Annotated in this window: 18 protein-coding genes, 1 tRNA gene and 1 pseudogene; 9 read left to right on the top strand and 11 right to left on the bottom strand. The window is 44.1% G+C overall.

What is annotated here, in order from left to right; translation table 11 throughout:
- Positions 1 to 123 precede the first annotated feature (123 nt).
- Positions 124 to 1,635, top strand: a complete 1,512-nt coding sequence (gene murJ / locus IKB69_RS02705; RefSeq protein WP_290945837.1) for a murein biosynthesis integral membrane protein MurJ — start codon at positions 124 to 126, stop codon at positions 1,633 to 1,635.
- 12 nt (positions 1,636 to 1,647) lie between these two features.
- The gene (cysS, locus tag IKB69_RS02700; RefSeq protein WP_290945864.1) at positions 1,648 to 3,096 is read left to right on the top strand and encodes a cysteine--tRNA ligase; all 1,449 of its coding nucleotides are present in this window, start codon (positions 1,648 to 1,650) and stop codon (positions 3,094 to 3,096) included.
- 31 nt (positions 3,097 to 3,127) lie between these two features.
- Here cysS and IKB69_RS02695 read toward each other — a convergent pair whose 3' ends face one another.
- The 4 genes from IKB69_RS02695 to IKB69_RS02680 form a co-directional block, all read right to left on the bottom strand.
- Positions 3,128 to 3,262, bottom strand: coding sequence for a hypothetical protein (locus IKB69_RS02695; RefSeq protein WP_290945834.1), 135 nt, complete (start codon positions 3,260 to 3,262; stop codon positions 3,128 to 3,130).
- 239 nt (positions 3,263 to 3,501) lie between these two features.
- Positions 3,502 to 4,521: an anthranilate phosphoribosyltransferase gene (gene trpD / locus IKB69_RS02690; RefSeq protein ID WP_290945832.1), complete on the bottom strand. Its 1,020-nt coding sequence runs from the start codon at positions 4,519 to 4,521 to the stop codon at positions 3,502 to 3,504.
- Positions 4,518 to 5,111 (bottom strand): aminodeoxychorismate/anthranilate synthase component II, encoded by a 594-nt coding sequence (locus IKB69_RS02685; protein ID WP_290945830.1) that lies wholly within the window; start codon positions 5,109 to 5,111, stop codon positions 4,518 to 4,520. The genes trpD and IKB69_RS02685 overlap by 4 nt, the downstream gene beginning before the upstream one ends.
- Entirely contained in the window at positions 5,108 to 6,682 is a 1,575-nt protein-coding gene (locus IKB69_RS02680) for a chorismate-binding protein (RefSeq protein ID WP_290945828.1), read from the bottom strand. Before IKB69_RS02680 ends, IKB69_RS02685 begins: the two co-directional genes overlap by 4 nt.
- Positions 6,683 to 6,833: 151 nt before the next feature.
- Between IKB69_RS02680 and IKB69_RS02675 the strand changes: the two genes are divergently transcribed.
- A tRNA-Ser gene (locus IKB69_RS02675) sits at positions 6,834 to 6,921 on the top strand.
- 41 nt (positions 6,922 to 6,962) lie between these two features.
- Here the strand turns inward: IKB69_RS02675 and IKB69_RS02670 are convergent.
- On the bottom strand, positions 6,963 to 9,050 hold the full coding sequence (locus IKB69_RS02670; RefSeq protein ID WP_290945826.1) for a TonB-dependent receptor: 2,088 nt from the start codon (positions 9,048 to 9,050) through the stop codon (positions 6,963 to 6,965).
- Between the two features lie 177 nt (positions 9,051 to 9,227).
- Here IKB69_RS02670 and IKB69_RS02665 point away from each other — a divergent pair, with 177 nt between their 5' ends.
- The gene (locus IKB69_RS02665; RefSeq protein ID WP_290945824.1) at positions 9,228 to 9,581 is read left to right on the top strand and encodes a transcriptional repressor; all 354 of its coding nucleotides are present in this window, start codon (positions 9,228 to 9,230) and stop codon (positions 9,579 to 9,581) included.
- 103 nt (positions 9,582 to 9,684) lie between these two features.
- On the opposite strand, the gene IKB69_RS02660 is transcribed toward IKB69_RS02665, so the two are convergent.
- Positions 9,685 to 10,203, bottom strand: a complete 519-nt coding sequence (locus IKB69_RS02660; protein WP_290945822.1) for a DinB family protein — start codon at positions 10,201 to 10,203, stop codon at positions 9,685 to 9,687.
- A 106-nt stretch (positions 10,204 to 10,309) separates the two neighbouring features.
- Here IKB69_RS02660 and dapF point away from each other — a divergent pair, with 106 nt between their 5' ends.
- From dapF to pseI, 3 genes and pseudogenes are all read left to right on the top strand, one after another.
- Positions 10,310 to 11,383 (top strand): diaminopimelate epimerase, encoded by a 1,074-nt coding sequence (dapF, locus tag IKB69_RS02655; RefSeq protein WP_290945820.1) that lies wholly within the window; start codon positions 10,310 to 10,312, stop codon positions 11,381 to 11,383.
- A gap of 19 nt (positions 11,384 to 11,402) precedes the next feature.
- A pseudogene (gene pseH / locus IKB69_RS02650) lies at positions 11,403 to 11,909 on the top strand (UDP-4-amino-4,6-dideoxy-N-acetyl-beta-L-altrosamine N-acetyltransferase); the annotation flags it as partial.
- 348 nt (positions 11,910 to 12,257) lie between these two features.
- The gene (gene pseI / locus IKB69_RS02645; RefSeq protein WP_290945862.1) at positions 12,258 to 13,265 is read left to right on the top strand and encodes a pseudaminic acid synthase; all 1,008 of its coding nucleotides are present in this window, start codon (positions 12,258 to 12,260) and stop codon (positions 13,263 to 13,265) included.
- Here the strand turns inward: pseI and IKB69_RS02640 are convergent.
- Positions 13,262 to 15,142 (bottom strand): tetratricopeptide repeat protein, encoded by a 1,881-nt coding sequence (locus IKB69_RS02640; protein ID WP_290945818.1) that lies wholly within the window; start codon positions 15,140 to 15,142, stop codon positions 13,262 to 13,264. The genes pseI and IKB69_RS02640 overlap by 4 nt on opposite strands.
- A gap of 33 nt (positions 15,143 to 15,175) precedes the next feature.
- Positions 15,176 to 15,403, bottom strand: a complete 228-nt coding sequence (locus tag IKB69_RS02635; protein WP_290945816.1) for a YdcH family protein — start codon at positions 15,401 to 15,403, stop codon at positions 15,176 to 15,178.
- A 96-nt stretch (positions 15,404 to 15,499) separates the two neighbouring features.
- Here IKB69_RS02635 and IKB69_RS02630 point away from each other — a divergent pair, with 96 nt between their 5' ends.
- Together IKB69_RS02630 and IKB69_RS02625 are read left to right on the top strand one after the other, a co-directional pair.
- Positions 15,500 to 16,378, top strand: a complete 879-nt coding sequence (locus tag IKB69_RS02630; RefSeq protein WP_290945813.1) for a YihY family inner membrane protein — start codon at positions 15,500 to 15,502, stop codon at positions 16,376 to 16,378.
- A gap of 2 nt (positions 16,379 to 16,380) precedes the next feature.
- Positions 16,381 to 17,028 carry a phosphoribosylanthranilate isomerase gene (locus tag IKB69_RS02625; protein ID WP_290945810.1) on the top strand — a complete coding sequence of 216 codons (648 nt, stop codon included), beginning with the start codon at positions 16,381 to 16,383 and terminating at the stop codon, positions 17,026 to 17,028.
- A gap of 139 nt (positions 17,029 to 17,167) precedes the next feature.
- Here the strand turns inward: IKB69_RS02625 and trpA are convergent, their stop codons facing one another.
- The 3 genes from trpA to IKB69_RS02610 form a co-directional block, all read right to left on the bottom strand.
- Complete coding sequence (gene trpA, locus IKB69_RS02620) at positions 17,168 to 17,944, bottom strand: tryptophan synthase subunit alpha (protein ID WP_290945808.1); 777 nt, start codon at positions 17,942 to 17,944, stop codon at positions 17,168 to 17,170.
- On the bottom strand, positions 17,937 to 19,118 hold the full coding sequence (gene trpB / locus IKB69_RS02615; protein ID WP_290945806.1) for a tryptophan synthase subunit beta: 1,182 nt from the start codon (positions 19,116 to 19,118) through the stop codon (positions 17,937 to 17,939). Before trpB ends, trpA begins: the two co-directional genes overlap by 8 nt.
- A 124-nt stretch (positions 19,119 to 19,242) precedes the next feature.
- The gene (locus tag IKB69_RS02610) at positions 19,243 to 20,496 is read right to left on the bottom strand and encodes a glutamate-5-semialdehyde dehydrogenase (RefSeq protein ID WP_290945804.1); all 1,254 of its coding nucleotides are present in this window, start codon (positions 20,494 to 20,496) and stop codon (positions 19,243 to 19,245) included.
- Between the last annotated feature and the right edge of the window lie 6 nt (positions 20,497 to 20,502).

The following is a 20,502-nucleotide window of genomic DNA, read 5'->3' as shown; positions in this document are numbered from 1 at the left end:
TTGAGTAGCCATCTATGTGTCCTTGATATGCTCTACAATATTTTAAATCTCCACTTTGGCAAGTGGCACCACAAGTGTGGCAGCAAGGATTATGCTAGAATCTATATTTTGTAAAGGATTGTTGTGCTTAAAAAGGCGTTTTTGACAAATAGTAGTGGGATTTTATGCTCTAGGGTATTGGGGTTTTTGCGGGATTTGAGTATGGCAAATATCTTGGGAGCTGGGGTGTATAGCGATATATTTTTTGTCGCATTTAAGTTCCCTAATCTTTTTCGCAGGATTTTTGGCGAGGGAGCGTTTACACAAAGCTTCCTGCCGAGTTTCATTGCAAGTAGTAAAAAGGGGGCATTTAGCGTGCTAGTGCTCTTGCTCTTTTCTTGCATCCTTGTTGGCTTTAGCCTGCTTGTGGTGGCTTTTAGCGGAGCATTTACTAAAGTGCTGGCTCTAGGCTTTGATGATGAGCTAATCAAGCTAGCAAGCCCGATTGTAGCTATTCACTTTTGGTATTTGTTTTTGGTGTTTTTGGTTACATTTTTTAGCACACTTCTGCAGTATAAGCAGCATTTTTGGGTGAGTGCGTATAACACAGGGCTGCTTAATATCGCGATGATTTGCGCACTACTTTTTGCTAGGGGGAGTGATGAGCTAGCTATCGTGTATATCGCTAGTTATGGTGTGTTAGTTGGCGGCATAGCGCAAGTCGCTCTGCATATCTACCCACTTTATAAATTTGGGTTTATGCGGCTTTTTGTTTGTGGGGTGCAGGAGTTGTATGTGGCTGGGCTTACTAGGGTGTTGTTTGGTAAAAAAGTAGATTCTACCACAGCCCAGAATTTACATAAGCAAGCCTTGGATTCTAAACTCAAAGCCACAAAGCTAGCTAGCACTATTAGAAGCGAGCTTAGGCGGTTTTTCAAGCAGTTTTTGCCAGCTATGCTTGGCAGCTCTACAGCACAAATTGCTAGCTTTATTGACACGATTTTGGCATCATTTTTGGCGAGTGGGGCGATTTCTTACCTCTATTATGCTAATCGCATTTTCCAGTTGCCTTTAGCTATTTTTGCCATTGCGATTTCTACGGCATTGTTTCCTATGGTGGCAAAGGCGATTAAAGCCAATGAGCATCAAAAAGCCTTTATAGCGATGAAAAAGGCGTTTTGGTTTTTGCTCTTTATGTTGCTTTTTTGCGCGGTTGGGGGAATTATGCTTAGGGAGCAGATTGTTTGGCTACTTTATGAGCACGGAAAGTTTGAGCGCACCGATACGCTAGAGTGTGCGATGGTATTTGCAGGTTATATGGTGGGACTTGTGCCTTTTGGCTGTGCTAGGATTTTTTCTCTCTATCTCTACTCGCGCTCCCAGCAAGCTTTAGCAGCGAAAATCTCTGCGATCTCCTTGCTTGTGGGGGTTGTTTTTTCACTAGTGCTTATGCAGTTTTTAGGGGCATTTGGATTGGCTCTTGCTGGGAGTCTTAGTGGGTTTGTACTATTTGTTTTGACCATTAGGGCATTTGGGTTTGGGGAGTTTTGGGTTATAATTTGTGCGCGAAATTATGCACTATTGCTCGGCTTTATGCTTGTGTGCGAGATTTTGCTACTTGCACTATGGCTACATTATATACAAATTCCACATTAAGCAAGGATAATGATGAAAATCTATGATACAAGAGCGAAGAAAAAGCTAGAGTTTGTTCCAATAAAAGACAAGACGGTTAGGATCTATGTCTGCGGACCTACAGTGTATGATGATGCGCACTTAGGACATGCTAGAAGCTCCATTGCCTTTGATTTGCTATGTAGGACACTTAAGGCAAGCGACTATGATGTGTTGTTTGTAAAAAACTTCACCGATATTGATGACAAAATTATCAAAAAAGCTAAAGAATCTGGTGTAAGTGTCGCAGAAGTTGCAGAATCTTATATCCAAGCATACCTTAATGATATGGATGCTCTGCTTGTGCGTCGCCCAGATATTATGCCAAAAGCTACGGAAAATCTTTCTGCTATGACAACTCTTATCACTAAGCTTTTGGATAAAGATATAGCCTATAAGCTCCCTAATGGCGATATTTATCTCAATGTCCCAAAAGATGTGAAATATGGGGAGATTTCAGGGCGTGGGGCTGATAATGAGAGTCAAGCTAGAATTCATAACGATGAGCAAAAGCACGATGTGCGAGACTTTGCGTTGTGGAAGAGCTACAAAGGTGCGCAAGATTTTGGCTATGAGAGTGTGCTAGGGTTTGGGCGACCGGGCTGGCATATAGAGTGCTCGGCGATGATTGAAGAAGTGCTAGCCTACCAAGACAAAGAATTTGCCATAGATATTCACGGTGGTGGTGCAGACCTGCTTTTCCCTCACCACGAAAACGAAGCCTGCCAGAGTCGCTGTGCCACAGGTAGGGAGCTTGCAAAGTATTGGATGCACAATGGTTTTGTCAATATTGATGGGCAAAAGATGAGTAAAAGCTTGGGTAATAGCTTTTATATCAAAGACGCGCTCAAGCAATATAGTGGCGAAGTCGTGCGCAATTATCTGCTTGGGATACATTATCGCGCGATTTTGCACTTCAATGAAGAAGATCTACTCCTAGCAAAAAAACGACTCGACAAAATTTACCGCCTAAAGCAGCGTGTGGTAAGTGGATTTGGTGGCGGGCTAAGTGGAGCTAGAGTGGCTATGCAGGGGAGCAATATCACGCTAGAGTGCAAGTTTTGCGATGAGATTTTAGAGAGTATGCGCGATGACTTGAATATCTCAAAAGCTCTAAGCGTGCTAGAAGATATGATTCACAGCGCAAACACAAGCCTAGATTCTACCCCAAAGGACAAGGAGCTAAAGCTAAGGATTTTGGCAAGCCTTGATTTTATATGGGAGCTGCTTGGTATTGGCGGGGGGGATTGTGTGGAGTATTTTCAACAAGGTGTAACCAAAGAGCAAAAAGTGTATATACAAGAGCAAATCGCTATACGCGCGCAGGCGAAAAAGGCGCGCGATTTTGCCAAAGCTGATGCAATCCGCACTGAGTTAGAATCTATGGGAATTGTGCTTAGTGATACAAGTGATGGCACGATATGGGAACGCGCGCTAGAGTAGCTAGATTCTAGCAGATATATGCGCTTAGATTCTAACCCGCAAGCTTAACCCCTAGAGCTAGAATCTGTTTGGGTTTGTTGTTTCTTGTAAGCGTGATTAGATTCTGCTTCTTTGGGGCTACTAGTAGCTTATAAAAGCCATGGCGTATAAAAATATTTTCTCTCAAAGTGTGCATCTTCTCACAAGTTTGCAAAATCTAAGTAGCCCCACCTCTCCACAAACATCCCTTATACATTCTCCTCCCTAAAAATGCCACGATAAAAAATTCCTTAAGGTGAGTGGGTTGCCGAGTAGTGATTCTCTATAAGAGTGCGGCTGCAAAGTGGTAGTAATCTACTAAAACACAATTTGCTGAAAGGTTACAAAAGATAAAGAGATAGGAGCTATAAAAAGCATTGGAGTTCTTTAGGTGAGCTTGTGGCTGTGGGCGATAAAGGTGCTAAGTTTTTCTTGCGCGCTTTTTTTGTCGATTAGCTTGCGTGCTAGGTAGAATCCATCTCGCATAGATTCTGCTTTGTTAGCAATGCAGAGTGCTGCACCGGCATTTAGGCAAGTGGCGTTGTATCTAGCCCCTTTATCTAGCCCGCTAAAAATTTCTTCGATAATGCGTGCATTTGTGCCTTTATCCCCGCCTTGCAGCGCGATTTTATCGCAGAGCTCTAGCCCAAACTCTTCAGGACTAAAAATGTAGGATCGTATAGTATTCTCATTGATTTCACAGATTCTAGTGGGTGCGCTTAGAGAGATTTCATCAAGGCTATCTTGCCCATAGACGACCATTCCGCGCTTGACACCAAGGTTTCTCATCACGCAAGCTAATGGCTCGCACAAACTCTCATCATACACGCCCATAAGTTGCAAGCTAGCTCCAGCTGGATTGCTCAAAGGTCCTAGGATATTAAAAATCGTGCGAATACCCAGCTGCTTGCGCACAGGAGCGACATAGCGCATAGCGATATGATAATTTTGCGCGAACAAAAAGCAAATCCCAATTTCTTCTAGAAGCCTTTGTGCTCTTTCTTTATCAAGCATAATATTTACTCCAAGCTCTTCTAGCACATCAGCAGAGCCACATTGTGAAGAGGCGGAGCGGTTGCCGTGCTTGGCGACTTTTGCCCCACCTGCTGCACTTACAATGGCACTAGCAGTAGAGATGTTAAAGGAGTTTGAGCCATCGCCCCCTGTGCCTACAATCTCTAACACTTCCATATTGTGCAGTAAGCGCACACAGTGCTCGCGCAAAGATTCTGCGCAAGCGGTGATCTCATCGATACTTTCACCCTTTAACGCTAGCGCAGTAAGAAATGCAGCGATTTGAATGTCACTAGCCTCTTGGCTCATAATCTCATCCATCGCTTGCTTTGCTTGCGTGTAGGTTAGTGTTTGCCCCTTGGCTAGAGCGATTATAGAGTCTTTAATCATCATATCCCCTTTTGTGCGATAGCTAGGAAGTTTTGGATAATCACTGCGCCCTTGGGTGTTAAGATGGATTCTGGGTGGAACTGCACGCCATAGGTAGGATAGTGCTTATGTGCCAGAGCCATAAGCATAGAATCCGCTTCACCCATTGTGTCAAGCGTTTTCCCAAGAGCGATAAGCTCACTACCTAGCTCTAAAGCGCATAAAGAGTGGTAGCGCGCTACTTCAATATATCTAGGCAGATTGGCAAAAAGCGGGCTTGTGGTATCAATTTCTATAGTGTCTTGTTTGCCGTGCATAAGCTTTGATGCACTCCCAACCTTACCACCAAAGGCTTCGCAAATCGCCTGATGTCCTAGGCAAACGCCAAGTATTGGGATATGCGGAGCAAAGGCGCGGATGGCATCAATGCAGATCCCAGCATCTTTAGGGGCTTTGGGACCCGGGGAGATGATGATGGCTTGCGGAGATTTTGCTTGTATATCTTGCAGGGAGATTTTGTCGTTGCGATAGACTTCTATGTGTGCGCCTTGTGAGCAAAGAAGTTGGTAGAGATTGTAAGAGAAGCTATCGTAATTATCAAGTAAAAGGATCACTTTAGCCCCTTGTCAAGCCCAGCATTTGCTAGTTCTAGGGCTTGGATAATAGCTTGTGCTTTGTTTTGTAGCTCTTGCCACTCGGCATTTTCATTACTCTCATAGACGATCCCGGCTCCAGAGCGCACAAAGATTTTATTATCCCTTTTATATACAAGGCGGATAGCGATACAAGTGTCCATATTGCCAGAGAAATCTAGGTAGCCTATCGCTCCACCATAAATCCCACGATCCCCAGCTTTAGCGATTTCTTCTAGCTCATAGATAATCTCACATGCACGGATTTTAGGTGCGCCAGAGAGTGTGCCAGCTGGCAAAATCGCTTCAAGTGCACTTAGGGCGTCTTGATCGCTAGCAAGGCGCGCGCGGATTGTAGAAGAGAGATGCATAATGTGAGAGTATTTGACAATTTGCTTATATTGTGCGACTTCGACACTACCAATTTGCGCCACACGCCCCATATCATTACGCGAGAGATCTACTAGCATATTGTGTTCGCTAAGCTCTTTTTCATCGTTTAAAAGCTCTTGCTCCAAGTGTGCATCTTCTTGTTCATTTGCTCCGCGTGGGCGCGAGCCTGCAAGCGGATAAGTATAAAGCGTGTTAGAGTCTAGGCGCACAAGTGTCTCAGGGGAAGCACCGGTAATTTCTAGTGCATTACTAGAGAGATAGAACATATAAGGAGATGGGTTGCTTGTGCGCAACACGCGATAAACATCAAAGAGTGAGCCACTAGCTCGTGCTTGCATAGGGTTTGATAGCACTACTTGGAAAATGTCTCCTTGCTTGATGTAGTGCTTGGCGGCGTGGATTTTGCGACTAAATTGCTTTTGGCTAAAGTAGTGTTTAAGTGGGGATTCTAACTTAAAGGGTGTGAATGCCTTGCTAGCGTTGTTTGCCTGATACAAGATGTGTGCGATAGAATCTAGCTTATGCTTGGCTTGCGTGAAGCTAGATTCTAGCTCTGCTAGATTGATGTTAGTAATGAGTAGGAGCTTTTGGCGTAGATGGTCAAAGACTATAGTGTGTAAAAAAAGCATAAGATGCAAATCATCACTAGAATCTAGCCCCCAATCATTGCTAGATTCTGGCTTGTTTTGCACGGGGAAGTCAAGACTGCTCTCCATATAGCGGATAGACTCATAGGCAAAATACCCCACAAGCCCACCGGTGAAGGGTGGCATATCCGGGAGCTTTGGGGATTTGTAGTGCGCTAGGATGGCACGCAAGATGGTTTTAGGGTCGCATTTAAAGGTAGTGGAGTCGCCATTTTGCACGCTAGGGCTTGTGGCAAGAGTGCGTAAGGATAAGTCTTTAGTAGTAAGTATGATCTCTCCCCTATTGGCACGCACTTGCGCATTTGGTTCAAAGCCTAGGAAGCTATATCGCCCACGATTATTTGGATCTTGCATAGATTCTAAGAGAAAGACTTCTTTAGAGTGAGCTTTGAGCGCACGCAGGGCAAGGATTGGTGTGATGAAATCTGCGTAGAGTTCTTTTGCTACTGGGATGTGCGTGTAGCCCTGCTTGGCTAGATTCTGTGCTCGTATGGTATCTAAACTAGGAAACATTCCCAACCTTTGTGGCAATATGGCATAGTGGATTGCAGATTATAACAAACACTACATTAGTATTAGGCAAGTGGATTGCACATACGCAGAGTTTATGGTAGAGATTTGCAAAATATGCTACAATGCGTGCTTCTTTACATGACTAGTGTATAGAGAGGTGTCCGAGTGGTTGAAGGAGCACGCCTGGAACGCGTGTAAGGTGCAAGCCTTCGAGGGTTCGAATCCCTTCCTCTCTGCCACGATACTACTTTTATATCCATTTTAAGCTAAAATTTATCTCCTAGAACTGATAGCCTACTTCAAAGCGCACATCAATCCCCGGATTTGGCATAGCACCCCGCACTCTAGAATCTAAACTCTCCATTGCTTCATTTTTAAATGGGCTTGTTTGGGCGATGTAAAAGGTATTAAAAATATTATTGACACTTAGACGCAGTGATAGCCTCTTTTCACCCAAAGGCTCCCAATTTATGTAGAGATTATGCACGCTATATCCGGCTTTGTCGATGAAGCCTGTTTGGTCGTTGTAAATATCATAACCTTTGTATTGTATGCGCTGCGTAAATTGACTAAGCCAAGCAAAGCGTAGATGATACCGCGGAAACTCATACTGCAAAGAGAGATTATAAATAATCCCATATACCGCACCTAGCTCATAAGTATCTTGCAGTAAATAGCCCTTATAAGTTGGGAAGCTCTGTGCGATAGAGGCATAGGAGCTAAAGTTTTTGTAATCTGCGCCCACACCTCCTTCATAGCCAAAGACTTCAATCGGGGCTTGCATATTCTGTCGCAAACCTCCGTGGTCGTGGCCGTGGCCTGTATGGACATGGTTGTCGTGATCGTGATCGTGCGCATAGCTATTGATAAAATCACCAAGCCTAGAATAATACCCAGCCATACGCGCGCAAAAGATACTGCCACTATAATCTACATTTAGCTCGATATTTTGGATAGACTCTTTGCGCAGAGCTTTGTGTATAAGCACTTCTTTATTTCCTAAAATTGTGGCATCACCGGGCATAGCCCCTCTTGTGAGATAGGCATAGCTTGCACGGAAGCTTAGTGTGCTTATGGGGAAGTAAGTGATACTAGCAGCTGGTGAGAAGCCTTGTGTTAGGTGGGTTTGGTTGTTTTTATCAAAATAGTTGAATATATCATAGCGACTTTGCACACCTAGCACCCAATGTGCGTTTGGCACATAGCTTGTTTTAATAAAACCTCCATAGATATGTCCGCTCTCTCTTGCGCGGTTTATGGTATCTTTTGGCGCGGCGGTATCAGCAACAAATACGCCTTGATAGTTTAGCCCATACTCTAAGTCAAGCACGCTAAATTGATTACTTAAGGCTAGATTGTAGCCGACATTACTAAAGGCGATGTTTTTCTCCCTGACTTCGTCGTATTCGCCACTGGTTTGAGGTAGAGATAGGGGTTTAAGATAAAGAGATCGCTGGTTGAAGTAGAGATTAGTGCGCATTTGCGTGGAGCTTGGCTTAGCACTATCAGCTTGGCGTGTGAAGCCTAAAGTGGCAGTGTGGTTGTAGTTAGTATGGGTAAAAAGCGTTACATTTTTTACTGCTAAATTGGTGGCAAAAGGCGCAGTGGAGGTTTCATTAAACCCATTATAGGAGAGAGTTAGGGTATTGCGCTTGCTTAGTTGCTGATTGAGCTTAAAAAGCAGGCTCTTGTTGTTATTGGCAGAGCCTTGCACCCACTGCCCATTACCCGCAGAAAAGCCTAGGATATTTGTCCAATTTACCGATAGAAGCGCATCGGTATTTTTTAGCGCAAAAAACCCAGCCAAATGTGTCTTAAAGCCTTGGTTGCTATAACCACCAAGCTCAACTAGCGTACCATATTTCTGTCCATATCGCAAGAAGTCGTGCGCATCTTTTGTGCGGATGCTCATCGACCCTGCTAGCGCACCTACTCCCATATAGGCATCTGGTGTACCTTTTTGGACGGAAATATCTTTGATCATCGTAGGATCGATAGTGATATTGCCTTGATGGTGGAAGAGATTGCCATATTGGCTGGCGTTATCGATATTGACACTATAAAGTCTATCTTCAAATCCCCTTATGTAGACCTTTTGTGCTGTGGTAGTAGCCCCCCCTATGCTTATACTAGAATCTAGCGCGAACACATCGCGCAAGCTTGTGGCTTGGCGAGATTGCAGGCTTTTTGCATCAATGGTGGTGGTGTTAGCATATTCGTGATCTCTTGCAGACTCTCTAATAGCTTGGGCATAGATGGGGTCAAGAGTCTTTTGCTCTGTGGGCTTTGATGGGACTTGCTCCTGTGTAGCTTGGGCGTGGAGCGTGTAGGCTAGAGAGCTTGCTGCTAGTAAGGGAAATAGACGCATAACAATCCTTTATCGATGATTTGCTTATGGATAATTGCAAATAATTTTACTTAAAACAACTTAGTTGCATCTTAAAAATATAGTTGTGTTATAGAATCTACATTGCAAAGAAGCGTAGTGTTATTTTATTTGTTACTTCTAGGCTATAATGCCTTATCTTAAACCACGAGGCGAGTAATGGACGCTGTGCAACTACTGCGAGAACATCATATCCATATCACAGATTTGCGCTTAGAAATGCTTGAAATTCTACTCCAAGCCAAGCAGCCATTAAGCTTTGAAAGTTTTGCAATACAGGCAAACAAAACGACTTTCTATCGCAATATGGAGCTATTTGAGCAAAGTGGGATTGTAAGCAAGAGCGAAATGCAAGGAAAGTTTTTTTACGAGCTAGCCGATATGGCAAAGGCGCATTTTGTCTGCGATGTGTGCAAGGAGATTAAAGACTTCGAGCTGCCCCCCATTAAAGGTAAGGTCAAAAGTGTCGTGGTAAAAGGTGTGTGTGAGGAGTGTGATACACCAGGATCCTAAGCTTTCGCTTATAGGCTAGTAGCTATTCAAGTAGCAAGAGCTTAGATTCTACTCTCCACAATCAAAGCTTGTTGAGCTTAATCCCCCTAGATTCTGCTAGAATCTAAACCCCAAGCATTCCATTAAAGTCATTATCAACCTTGAGTATATCAAGCGCGCAGGCGATCATTCCGCGATGGTGTGTCGCGTGGTTTAGTATAGCTAGGACAAATTGAAATACGGGCTTTTGTATAGCACCCCACGGAAAGTGGATAGTTTTAACGGCTTTAAAGTCGCTTTCATTGATGTTTTCAACAATATCTAAGATATAGCTATCTAACACTTCTCTAGCGGCGAAGAGATTGCTTGTATCGTTGATGATTTGAGACTTGAATACAAAAGGCTCTGCAAGCATTGCTTCAATCTTTGAAGAGCTGGGAGCTTTGGCACAAAATACTGAAAAATACTCCTTGAAAAAACTCGCATCGCCAGCACTATAATGCACCATTGTCCCAAGGATTGATTTATAGTATAGCCCCATATCTTGGGTTAGCACATTTTCATCAAGTTCTTCTAGTACACTTATCATCTTTTTGTTGGCTTCTTGGTTGTATGTAGCTTGTAGTTGCACGATTTCTTTCATTAGTTCTCCTTATCTACGCGTTTGTAGGATTTGCTACAATTATGTGTAAGTCTTGTTTAGATTCTGCTTAAAAGGCTTTTGAGATAATCCACACTAAAGGGCAACAATGACTCTCTACAAATATTGTGCCAATGGCAATGACTTTTTGCTCTTCCACACGCTCTTTACGCAAGGGGACTATGCAGACCTGGCTCGTGCAGTGTGCGATCGGCATAGTGGCATTGGGGCAGATGGGCTTGTAGCCTTACTACCATTTAGCGGTGATGGGATCGCTTACCAATGGGACTTCTACAATGCTGATGGCTCGCGCGCAAATATGTGTGGTAATGCTTCGCGTTGTGCAGCGCACTATGCTTATAGTCTAGGGCTAGCCCCTAGGGATCATAGCTTCATCACGCATTCTAGTATGCAAGCGCAAGTAATTAAAGTGAGTGTAAATGGCAAAGTCGTTTCTAGCAATCTTGGGCTATATCGCAATTTTTTTGCTCTGCGCGCGCTGCCCAGTAATGCAGTGCAAACACTAGATTCTACCTGTTTGCCTATAAGCTTGCTAGACGCTACAAGGTGGTTTTACATCGATACAGGTGTGCCACATTTGGTGTGCTTTGTACAGGATTTAGCTCTTGTTACAGAATCTAGTACGACTACAAAGGTATTTATGCAAGAGCTACGCAAGAGCTTTAATGCTAATGTTAATCTAGCGTATGCTACAAGTAGTGATGAGGTCTATCTAGCTACTTATGAGCGAGGGGTAGAGAATATTACGCTTGCGTGCGGGACAGGTATGGCTGCAACTTTGCTTGTGGGATATAGGATGTATGGATTAGATTCTAGTGTAACTTTAATCCCTCCAAGTGGTGATCGGCTCAAGTTATGGTGTGAGCCTTTTGCAAAAGGGGATTTAGCTTCGGGTGAGCAATTTGACAAGATCGAGAATTGTGTGAAAGACACGACTACCAAAGTCGCTAACTTTTCACAAAATTCTCAAAGCTTGCAAAGCCCCACCGCAAATCTTAGAATCCTTGAAGAAGAAAGTTTAATGCCCAAGGTAGATTCTACTAGGAGTGAGATCCCAACCCTAGAGCACATTAATGATCTAGAATCTCATGCTTACTCTGGCGATATGGAAGTGTTTTTAGAAGGGGAAGTGCGATGTGTAGCTGTGTGTCACACCTGCTAGAGTTGATTAAGGGGATATTATGCAGCTTTATTATCCGCTAGCTAGCCAGTCTGCTGGCATTATTGGACTTAGCTTTAGCACACTTTGTGAAGATGATGTGCAGTGCGTGCTTGCTATGCGCAATGATAAACGCGTGGCAAGCTTTATGTATGTGCAATCTATCAGCCTAGAAGCGCATAGAGAATTTATCGACTCGCTTAAGGACAATCCACGCTCTAAATATTGGCTTTTTAAGTGTGGGAGTGTGGTGCTAGGTGTGGGCTCTTTGAGTAGGATTTCTTTGCACAATGCTCACGCGTATGTTGGGGTTTATACAAATCCGTTTTTGAGCAAGCAGCAGCGGAGTGCGCTGTGTAAGGATAGCACATTTAGCAGTGTGGGGGAGATGATACTAGCAGCCCTAGAGCAAGCAGGCAAGCAGATAGGACTACACGCGCTCTATCTTGAAGTGCTAGAATCCAACGCGCACGCTAGGGCATTTTATGAGCGCAGTGGCTTTATTTTGCAAGGGAGATTACGTGAGTTTATCCGCGCTAATATGCCTGCAAACTCGCTTACATTAGCAAAGCAACAAACCCAAGAATCTACCACAGATTTTGTCAATGTGTGTATATATGGCAAAATGCTCACAAAAGCAGATTCTAGGCAAGAGGATTTAGATTTAGGTGAGCATTCGCACGATTTTTTGGATTCTAGGGTAGTTATTACCGACAAAGTAACTCCTACTCCAAAATCCCCACAAAGCCTCGTTGCAGTGCCTAGAACCCTCGAAAAAGAAAAACAAACAGAGAGTGCAAAAGTAGATTCCAGCAATGCCACCATTGTAAATAAGTCTGCGCAGGATTCTAGCAGCAAAGCCCAAAGTTTAGCAAAATTGCTACTTGTGGCAGAGATTTCAGCCAATCACAATCAAAGCCTACGCCTTGCTAAACATACCATAAAAGCTGCCAAAATCGCAGGCGCAGATTTTATCAAGCTACAAACCTACACGCCAGAGTGCCTAAGCATTGATAGCACTAGGTCACATTTCCGCATAGATTCTGGCACGCTTTGGGATGGGGAGAGTCTCTATGATTTGTATCAAAAGGCTTACACACCTTTTGCGTGGCATAAGGAGCTTTTTGACTATGCTAGAGGGCTTGGTGTGGGTGTGTTTAGCTCGCCATTTTCTGCCAAAGCTTTAGAACTATTAGAGAGCCTAGAGTGTCCAATGTATAAAATCGCAAGCTTTGAAATCACAGACACACCCTTGATTAAGCTTATAGCTAGCACCAAAAAGCCCATCATCATCTCCACAGGCATTGCTACACACCAAGAGATCCTAGAAGCTTTGCAAGCTTGCTATGATGCAGGCAATGATGACATTACGCTTTTGCTTTGCACAAGCTCCTATCCTGCGCCATTAGAATCTGCTCAAATCGCATCTATGCCATCACTTGCGCGCTATGGAGTGAAATATGGGCTAAGCGATCACACGCAAGGCGATATATGCGCACTTTTGGCTTGCGCGCTAGGGGCTAGTATGATAGAAAAGCACTTTATCATTAGGCGGTCTTTGGGAGGCGTTGATGCGGAGTTTAGTATGGAGGCTAGGGAGTTTCAAGCTCTAGCACGCAAGCTAAAATCCGCGCGCCTAGCACTTGGTAGCAAAGATTTAGATAGCAAGCTAGAATCTAATGCCAACTCCAGTGGGCGCGCCTTTGCCCGATCGCTTTTTATCTGTGAAGATATAAAAAAGGGGCAGATTCTAACGCCTAGCAATATTCGATCTATTCGACCAAGTGGCGGACTATCGCCAAAATTTCTCCCTGAAGTTTTGGGTAAAAGAGCGAGTAGAGATTTAGAGAAAGGCTCGCCGCTTAGCTGGCAAGACTTTAGCTAGCGCATACGCAGTAAGTAAGATTCTAGCTCTTGTAGGACTTGATCCCATTGCCCATAGACATTTTGCGCAAAGACTTCCCCACCGCAAAATCCACTAAAGCGGCTTTTGCCTATCTCACCCCATCGCCAATCATACCGCTTATATGCTAAAGTCGCGCACGGCACGCCAAGTGCTATGGTTAAGTGCGCTACCACAGAATCCACACTTATCACCAAATCCATAGCTTTGATCAAGCGTGCAGTATCATCAAAATCGTGCAAAGCATAGGTGTGCAAGATAGAATCTTGTGTGTTTGTAGCCTTTGTGTGTAAGTCTTTTAGGGAAGCTTTGGACTCTTTGATGAGTGTGTTTAGAGTATGGGCTTCTACAATGGATTCTAGTGATTCAGGCTGGATACAATGCAAGGAGAATCGCAAGCCCTTTTGCGCACAGGCTTGGAAGCAAGTAAGCAACTTCTCAAGAGGGATTGACTTGTATTTGGCATAGGCGAAGTTGGGGTTTGAGTGGAAGAATATCCCTATGCGCAAGGTTTTAGTGGTGTCCTTTGGCGTAGGGCTAGTGAAGTTCTCTACAATGCTCTCTAGCCTTGAATCTTTCATTGCTTGTGTAGCAGAATCTAGCAGAGCAAGCTCATCAAGCGTGCTATGGCTTGCTTGGGCGTGCGGGCTAGCAAATACATCGCGTAAATACACGGCATTATGTCTAAAATCTTCAAGTAGAGAAATCCCCAGCACATAGGGCAAACTAGGCAAGGAGATACAATAATCAAAGTCATTAAAATCTTCTTCCACGATAGTAAATCGCTTGGCAAAAAGCCTGCGCAAAGGAGCTTGCACAAAGACATACTTCTCTTTGCACTCTAGGCTATCAATAAAGCGTGCAAACATCACACTATCGCCAAATCCTTGCTCGTGGAAGACAAGCACGCGTGCATTTTTGATACATTCTCTAATCGCCGCTGGCTCTGGCAAGATGGCAATATGCCTTGAGCTTTGGAAAAACCGCGTATTATCCATCTCCTGCTTGGCAAGCTTTAGTCGCTCTTGGTAATAGCCAAAACCTCTCTCAAACACCCCTACACTAAGCAGTAAATGCGCGTAGTTTATGACATATTCAAACTTTGGGACGATCATATAGCACTTTTGGTAGAGTCGCTCCGCTTCTCTACTTTTACCCGCATAGCGCAGGGCATTAGCATAGTTGAAGTAAAAATCCGCGCGCGAGATGTTATAAGCGTGGTAGATCTCTTCACTCTCACCGATTTCTTTAAGCCTTGGAGCAAAGTATGGCTCTAAATTTTTATACAGCACCAGCGCAGAATCTAAATCATCAATCATCACATAAGTATGCGCTAGATTAAAGTGAGATTCAAGGCTTTGGCAGGTTTTATACAGTGCGATTGCTTGGGGGTAGGCTTCTACTTTGGCATAGAGATTGGCGAGATTGTAGGCGGCTTGGGTGTCATTGGGTGATAGCTTTAGCACTTCTTGGTAGGCGGCAATGGCACTTTGGCTCTCGTCCGCTTGGCTTAGGATTCTAGCTAGGTTGAAGTATATGTCTGGGTTGGTGCTTGGGAGAAATGGCGCGAGCGTTAAGGCAGCGTCTTTTAGAGAGCCAGCTTTACGCAAAAGCTCAGCTAGATTTATGGCTATACTCTCATCATTTGGTGCGAGCTTTTGGGCGTTTTTGAGATAATCGATGGATCGTGTAATATCACCTAGATGATATAAGCTCATCGCGCAAATAAACCATACTTGCGCACTATTTGGATCTTGGGCTAGGGATTGTGTGGCAAATTGTAGGCAAAGGGGATAGTCTTTACTTTCATAAGCGCGCGCAATATCGGTAAATGTGGCTGTAAGTTTTGGAGAATTCATCTAGCCCATTCTAGGGGTATTGCGCACACGGAGTTATTTGTTGGTAGTTTTACGATATTCAAGGATCATTGCATAGACTTCATCTTTCAGGCGAAGCTTTTGTTTTTTTAAGACTTCTATTTCTATGTTACTAAGATGTTCTATACCATTTTCAGCATTTTTGATCTTTTGATCAAGCTCGTTGTGCTCATCAAAGATTTTTTCAAAGTGGGCGTTATTCATTTTTAGCGTGTGGATTTCATCACGATATTCGTGGAACATTTTGGACTCCTTTTGGGCTTGGACTTGGGGTAATTGTAGCATTTTAAGCTTAATTTCTGCTAGGATAAGCGACTAGTTTGCAAGATAGGAAGAGAGATGAAAGCAGAGCGACAATGGTATAAGGAGTGGAGAGAAAATCTAGGTAATCTCTTTGCAAAGTTGCGACATACCTGTGCGCTTTGGTATCGGTTTTTGACCTATAGACAAGAGATGTTCTACTATGCTTCTTCGCTTAGTTTTTATATGATTTTCGCGCTTATCCCTATGCTGTTTATCACCTTTTCTGTTTTGCCAGTGTTTTCGCATTTTCAAGACAAAATTGTCGATGTTGAGCGACTTATACTCTCAAATATTCTCCCTACAAACGCGGAAGTAGTGATGAACTTTATGAATACATTTTTAGAAAATGGTAGCAAAATGGGCATAGTTGGGGTGATTTCAGCCTTTATCACTTCACTGCTATTTTTCCGCAACTATGAGTTTATCACTTCAAAGATGTTCAACTCAAAACCTCGTAAGTTTTTTGACTCTTTGATGATGTATTGGACGATGATTACACTCTTCCCCTTTGCTTCTGTGGCAGTATTTTACCTAAGTCTTAGCGCGCAGCAGCTCCTTGATATGCACTCAAAGTCATTGATGTATTCACAGATTTTTTCTTGGCTTGCTACTTGCGTGCTATTTTTAGTGCTTTTTAGGATTTCGGCAAATAAGCCCCTGCATAAAAAGACACTGCTTGTCTCCTCGTTTGTTTCTGGGAGTATTTGGTTTGCTATGAAAAATCTCTTTGTCTATTATGTAACGCTTAATACCACATATTCCACACTCTATGGCTCGGTGTCTATCGTGCTGTTTTTAATGATATGGATTTATGTCTCGTGGCTGGTTATGCTCTTTGGTATGAGAGCGTGTCAGGGGATTTTGCAGTGCTTTGCTTTAGAGAAATCGCCCCCCACCCAAGATGATATGATCTAGCTATGACAAAGCTTAAGATGTGTGGGTTATGGAGAGAAGAGGATATAGCATGTGCTAATGCACTTATACCCGATTATATCGGCTTTGTATTTGCGCCAAGCCCACGCCAAGTAAGTAAAGAACAAGCAAAGTACCTAAAATCACTCTTGCACCCACAAATCCAAGCAGTAGGAGTGTTTGTCGATATGGATTTGGGGCAGATTATCAAGCTTGTGGAGTCTGGTGTGATTGATGTGATTCAGCTACACGATAGCCATTTGCGCGAGAGTGAGAGTGAAGAGATTTTTGATCAAAGAGAAGCCAAAATCCACTTTTTACGATCGCGCGTAAAAGCCCAGATTTTTAAAGCCATCGCCACTACAAGTGTGCGCGCGATACTTATCCAAGAGCAAAGTCTAGCAGATATGCTACTATTAGATAATGCCAAAGGTGGGAGTGGGGAGCAGTTTGACTGGGAGTATATACAGCAAGCAAGGGAGCAGGGTTTTAAGCGAGATTTTTTCCTAGCGGGTGGGATCAATGCTAGCAATCTCTCTAAAGCCATAAGCTTTAAGCCCTATGGGATTGATCTCTCTAAGGGGATAGAATCTAACAGACACAAAGACTGCCAAAAAATGCGTGAAATTGCTGATAGGACTCGGCTTTTTTAAAAGCTACGCCCTGCTTATTTTGTCATTGCAAGCGGATTTATCCGTGTGGCAATCCACTGCGGAAGTCTCGCAATGACAGAAAAAGTGTAGAGCTGCATCCACGCTTGGGGTTTCTTGGTGTAAAGCGATATGCTAGAATCTAGCTCATATCATCTAGTGCAGTTCGAATCTCCCTTGCATACTCGCCAAGCTTTTGTAGCCTTGTTTCTTCACTCTCGCTAAGTGCGCAAATACTAACCACTGCACTACCTATAATCACTCCATCAGCATAGCGGGCTATATCCTTTGCTTGTGTAGGAGTGGAGATCCCAAACCCCACTGCCACAGGGGTTTGGCTTGCTTGCTTAATGCGTGCAACAATGGACTCATTACTTATTATATGCTTGCGCACACCCGTAACACCCAGCGAAGAGACGCAGTAGATAAATCCTTGCGCACTTTGGGCTAGCATTTCTATGCGTTCATCACTTGTAGGCGCGATTAGGGGGATTAGATCTAGCCCTTGAGAGAAGCGTGCAAACTCATCTCTCTCTTCATACGGCACATCAGGGATAATCACGCCATCTACCCCAAGCTCTCTAGCTTTAGTGAAAAACTCTTTGCTTCCATAAGAAAACACAATATTGGCATAAGTCATAAATACAAGGGGTATATTGCTTTTGGCACGCACTCTTGCCACAAGCGCAAAGACATCTGTCGCGCTTGTGGCAGAATTTAGCGCGCGCGCGGTGGCTTTTTGTATCACATCACCCTCTGCTACAGGATCAGAAAATGGAATACCTAGCTCGATAATATCCGCGCCATTTTCTATAAGTGTATAAATCGCCCTCTCACTAAAATCTAAGCTAGGATCGCCACAGGTGATAAATGGGATAAATGCCTTCCTTTTGCTAAAGGCTTGTGCGATATTACTCATAAATCTCCTCCCCTTTGTATCTAGCCATAGCGGCGCAGTCCTTATCGCCTCTACCAGAGAGTGTGAGTAAGATGAGCGAGTCTTTTGGTAAATCTTTGGCGACTTTGCGCACATAGGCTATGGCGTGGGAGCTTTCAATAGCGGGGATAATACCCTCCATCTTCGATAGATACTCAAATGCCCCTACTGCTTCATCATCAGTAATTGCGACAAACTCTGCACGCTTTATATCGTGCAAATACGCGTGCTCTGGTCCTACCCCGGGGTAATCAAGCCCCGCAGATATGCTATACACAGGCGCGATTTGTCCGCACTCATCTTGGCAAAAGTAGCTCTTCATTCCGTGGAAAATCCCCATCTTACCTGTGGTAAGTGTGGCAGCAGTTTCTTTGGTATCAATGCCCTTGCCCGCTGCTTCACAGCCTATAAGTCGCACGCTAGAATCTTTGACAAAGTGATGAAAACTTCCTATGGCATTGCTTCCGCCACCCACGCACGCTACCACCATATCTGGTAGTTTTCCCTCTGCTTGCAAGATCTGTGCCCTAGATTCTAGGGAGATGACACTTTGGAAGTCTCGCACAATCATAGGGAAAGGGTGCGGTCCAACAGCAGAGCCTAGTAGGTAGTGTGTATCTTCTATGCGCATACTCCACTCGCGCAGAGCTTGTGAAACTGCATCTTTTAGCGTGGCAGTCCCACTTGAGACGATATGCACCTTTGCTCCAAGCAAGCGCATCCTATAAACATTAAGTGCCTGTCTTTTGGCATCTTCTTGCCCCATAAATATCTCGCACTCAAGTCCCAAAAGTGCCGCACCTGTGGCACTTGCTACGCCGTGCTGCCCCGCACCTGTTTCGGCGATTATGCGAGATTTACCCATTTTTTTGGCAAGTAGTGCCTGTCCTAGGACATTGTTGATTTTATGTGAGCCGGTGTGGTTTAGGTCTTCGCGCTTTAGGTAGATTCTAGCTCCTAGATCTTGACTCATCTTTTTAGCATAGTATAGGCGCGATGGTCGCCCAGCGTAGTTATCTAGCAGTTCTTTTAGCTCTTGTGTAAAGCTAGGATCTAGTTTATAGCGCGTATAGGCTTGCTCTAGCTCGATAATGGCATTCATAAAAATCTCTGGGACAAATTGCCCGCCGTGCTCTCCAAAGTACCCACTCTTCACTTTTAATCCTTTGCACCTAGATCTATGCGTATAACTTCTAAAACCGCAAAGTGTAGCGTGATTTTACAAAGAGAATCCTAAAATACCCAGCCACACTGGCTTAGAATCTGCTAAATCCTATGAGCTAGATCCTAATGTTACCATTGCCATAAATTAAGTATTTTGTCGTAGTTAAATGTACTGCGCCCATAGGACCTCTTGTATGCAACTTTTGTGTAGAGATTCCCATTTCCGCGCCAAGCCCAAGCTCACCACCATCATTAAAACGACTAGAAGCATTCACAAACACAGCACTTGCATCGACATATTCGCAAAACTTCCTAGCAGAATCTAAGCATTGTGTGATGATGATCTCACTATGCTTAGAGCCATATTTATCAATATGCTCTAAGGCTTGTTGCATAGATTCTACTATCTTTAGCGCGATGATTTTATCCCCAAATTCTACGCCAAAGTCGCTTGCACTAGCTAGGTTGAGTCCATCTCTCTTCCCAAGCAGGTCAAGCACTTCTGCTTGCGCGCGCACTTCTACGCCGTTTGCTAGCAGTGCGGTTACTAAATCTGGCAAAATCTTCTCTACACTATCACGGTGGATTAGAATGCTCTCAATAGCATTACACGCGCTTGGTCGTGAAATTTTGGCATTTAGGCATATATCAAGTGCGTGTTGCTTAGAGGCAGAGCTATCAATATATGCGTGGCATACACCCTTATCGTGAAAGATGACAGGGATTTTGCTATGAGTGGTTACAAACTCTATAAGCCCCGCTCCACCACGCGGGATCACTACATCGATATATGTCCGCTCTTGTAAGATTCTAGCCAAGTCTTCCCTAGTAACAAGCCCAAGTGATTGCACGCATTCTTTAGGGAGCGCGCTAGAATCTAGCGCGCGCGTGATACAAGCAAGTAGGGCAGTGTTTGAGTGATGGGCTTCTTTGCCTCCTTTTAGTAAGATGGCATTGCCAGATTTTATACACAAGGCAGCGGTGTCAATTGTTACATTTGGGCGAGATTCATAGATGATACACACCACCCCTAGCGGAATCCTAACTTGCGTGATTGTAATCCCACTAGGGCGTACCCCACCGCTAACCACCTCGCCTAGCACTTCTGGCTGGGATTTGATCTCTTTGACCGCTTGGATCATACTCGTAATCGCGCTATCATCAATGCGCAAGCGATCAATCATCGCGGGCGATAGCCCGTTTTCACGCGCATTTGCAATATCTTTGGCATTTTCTTCTTGCAAGATAGCGCGGCTAGATTCTAGCTCATTGACTAGGCATTCTAGCGCGTGGTTGCGCATTTTCGCGCTGGTGTGGGCAAGGATCTTGCTTGCTTGCTGTAATGCTTGTAGTGTGCTTGCATACTCCATAGAAAT

Origin of the sequence: Helicobacter sp. (assembly GCF_017502485.1) — a bacterium.
In the GTDB taxonomy this organism is placed as follows: Bacteria; Campylobacterota; Campylobacteria; order Campylobacterales; family Helicobacteraceae; genus Helicobacter_B.
Note: the sequence above shows the minus strand (reverse complement) of the source record. Positions and strands in the feature narration are given on the sequence as shown.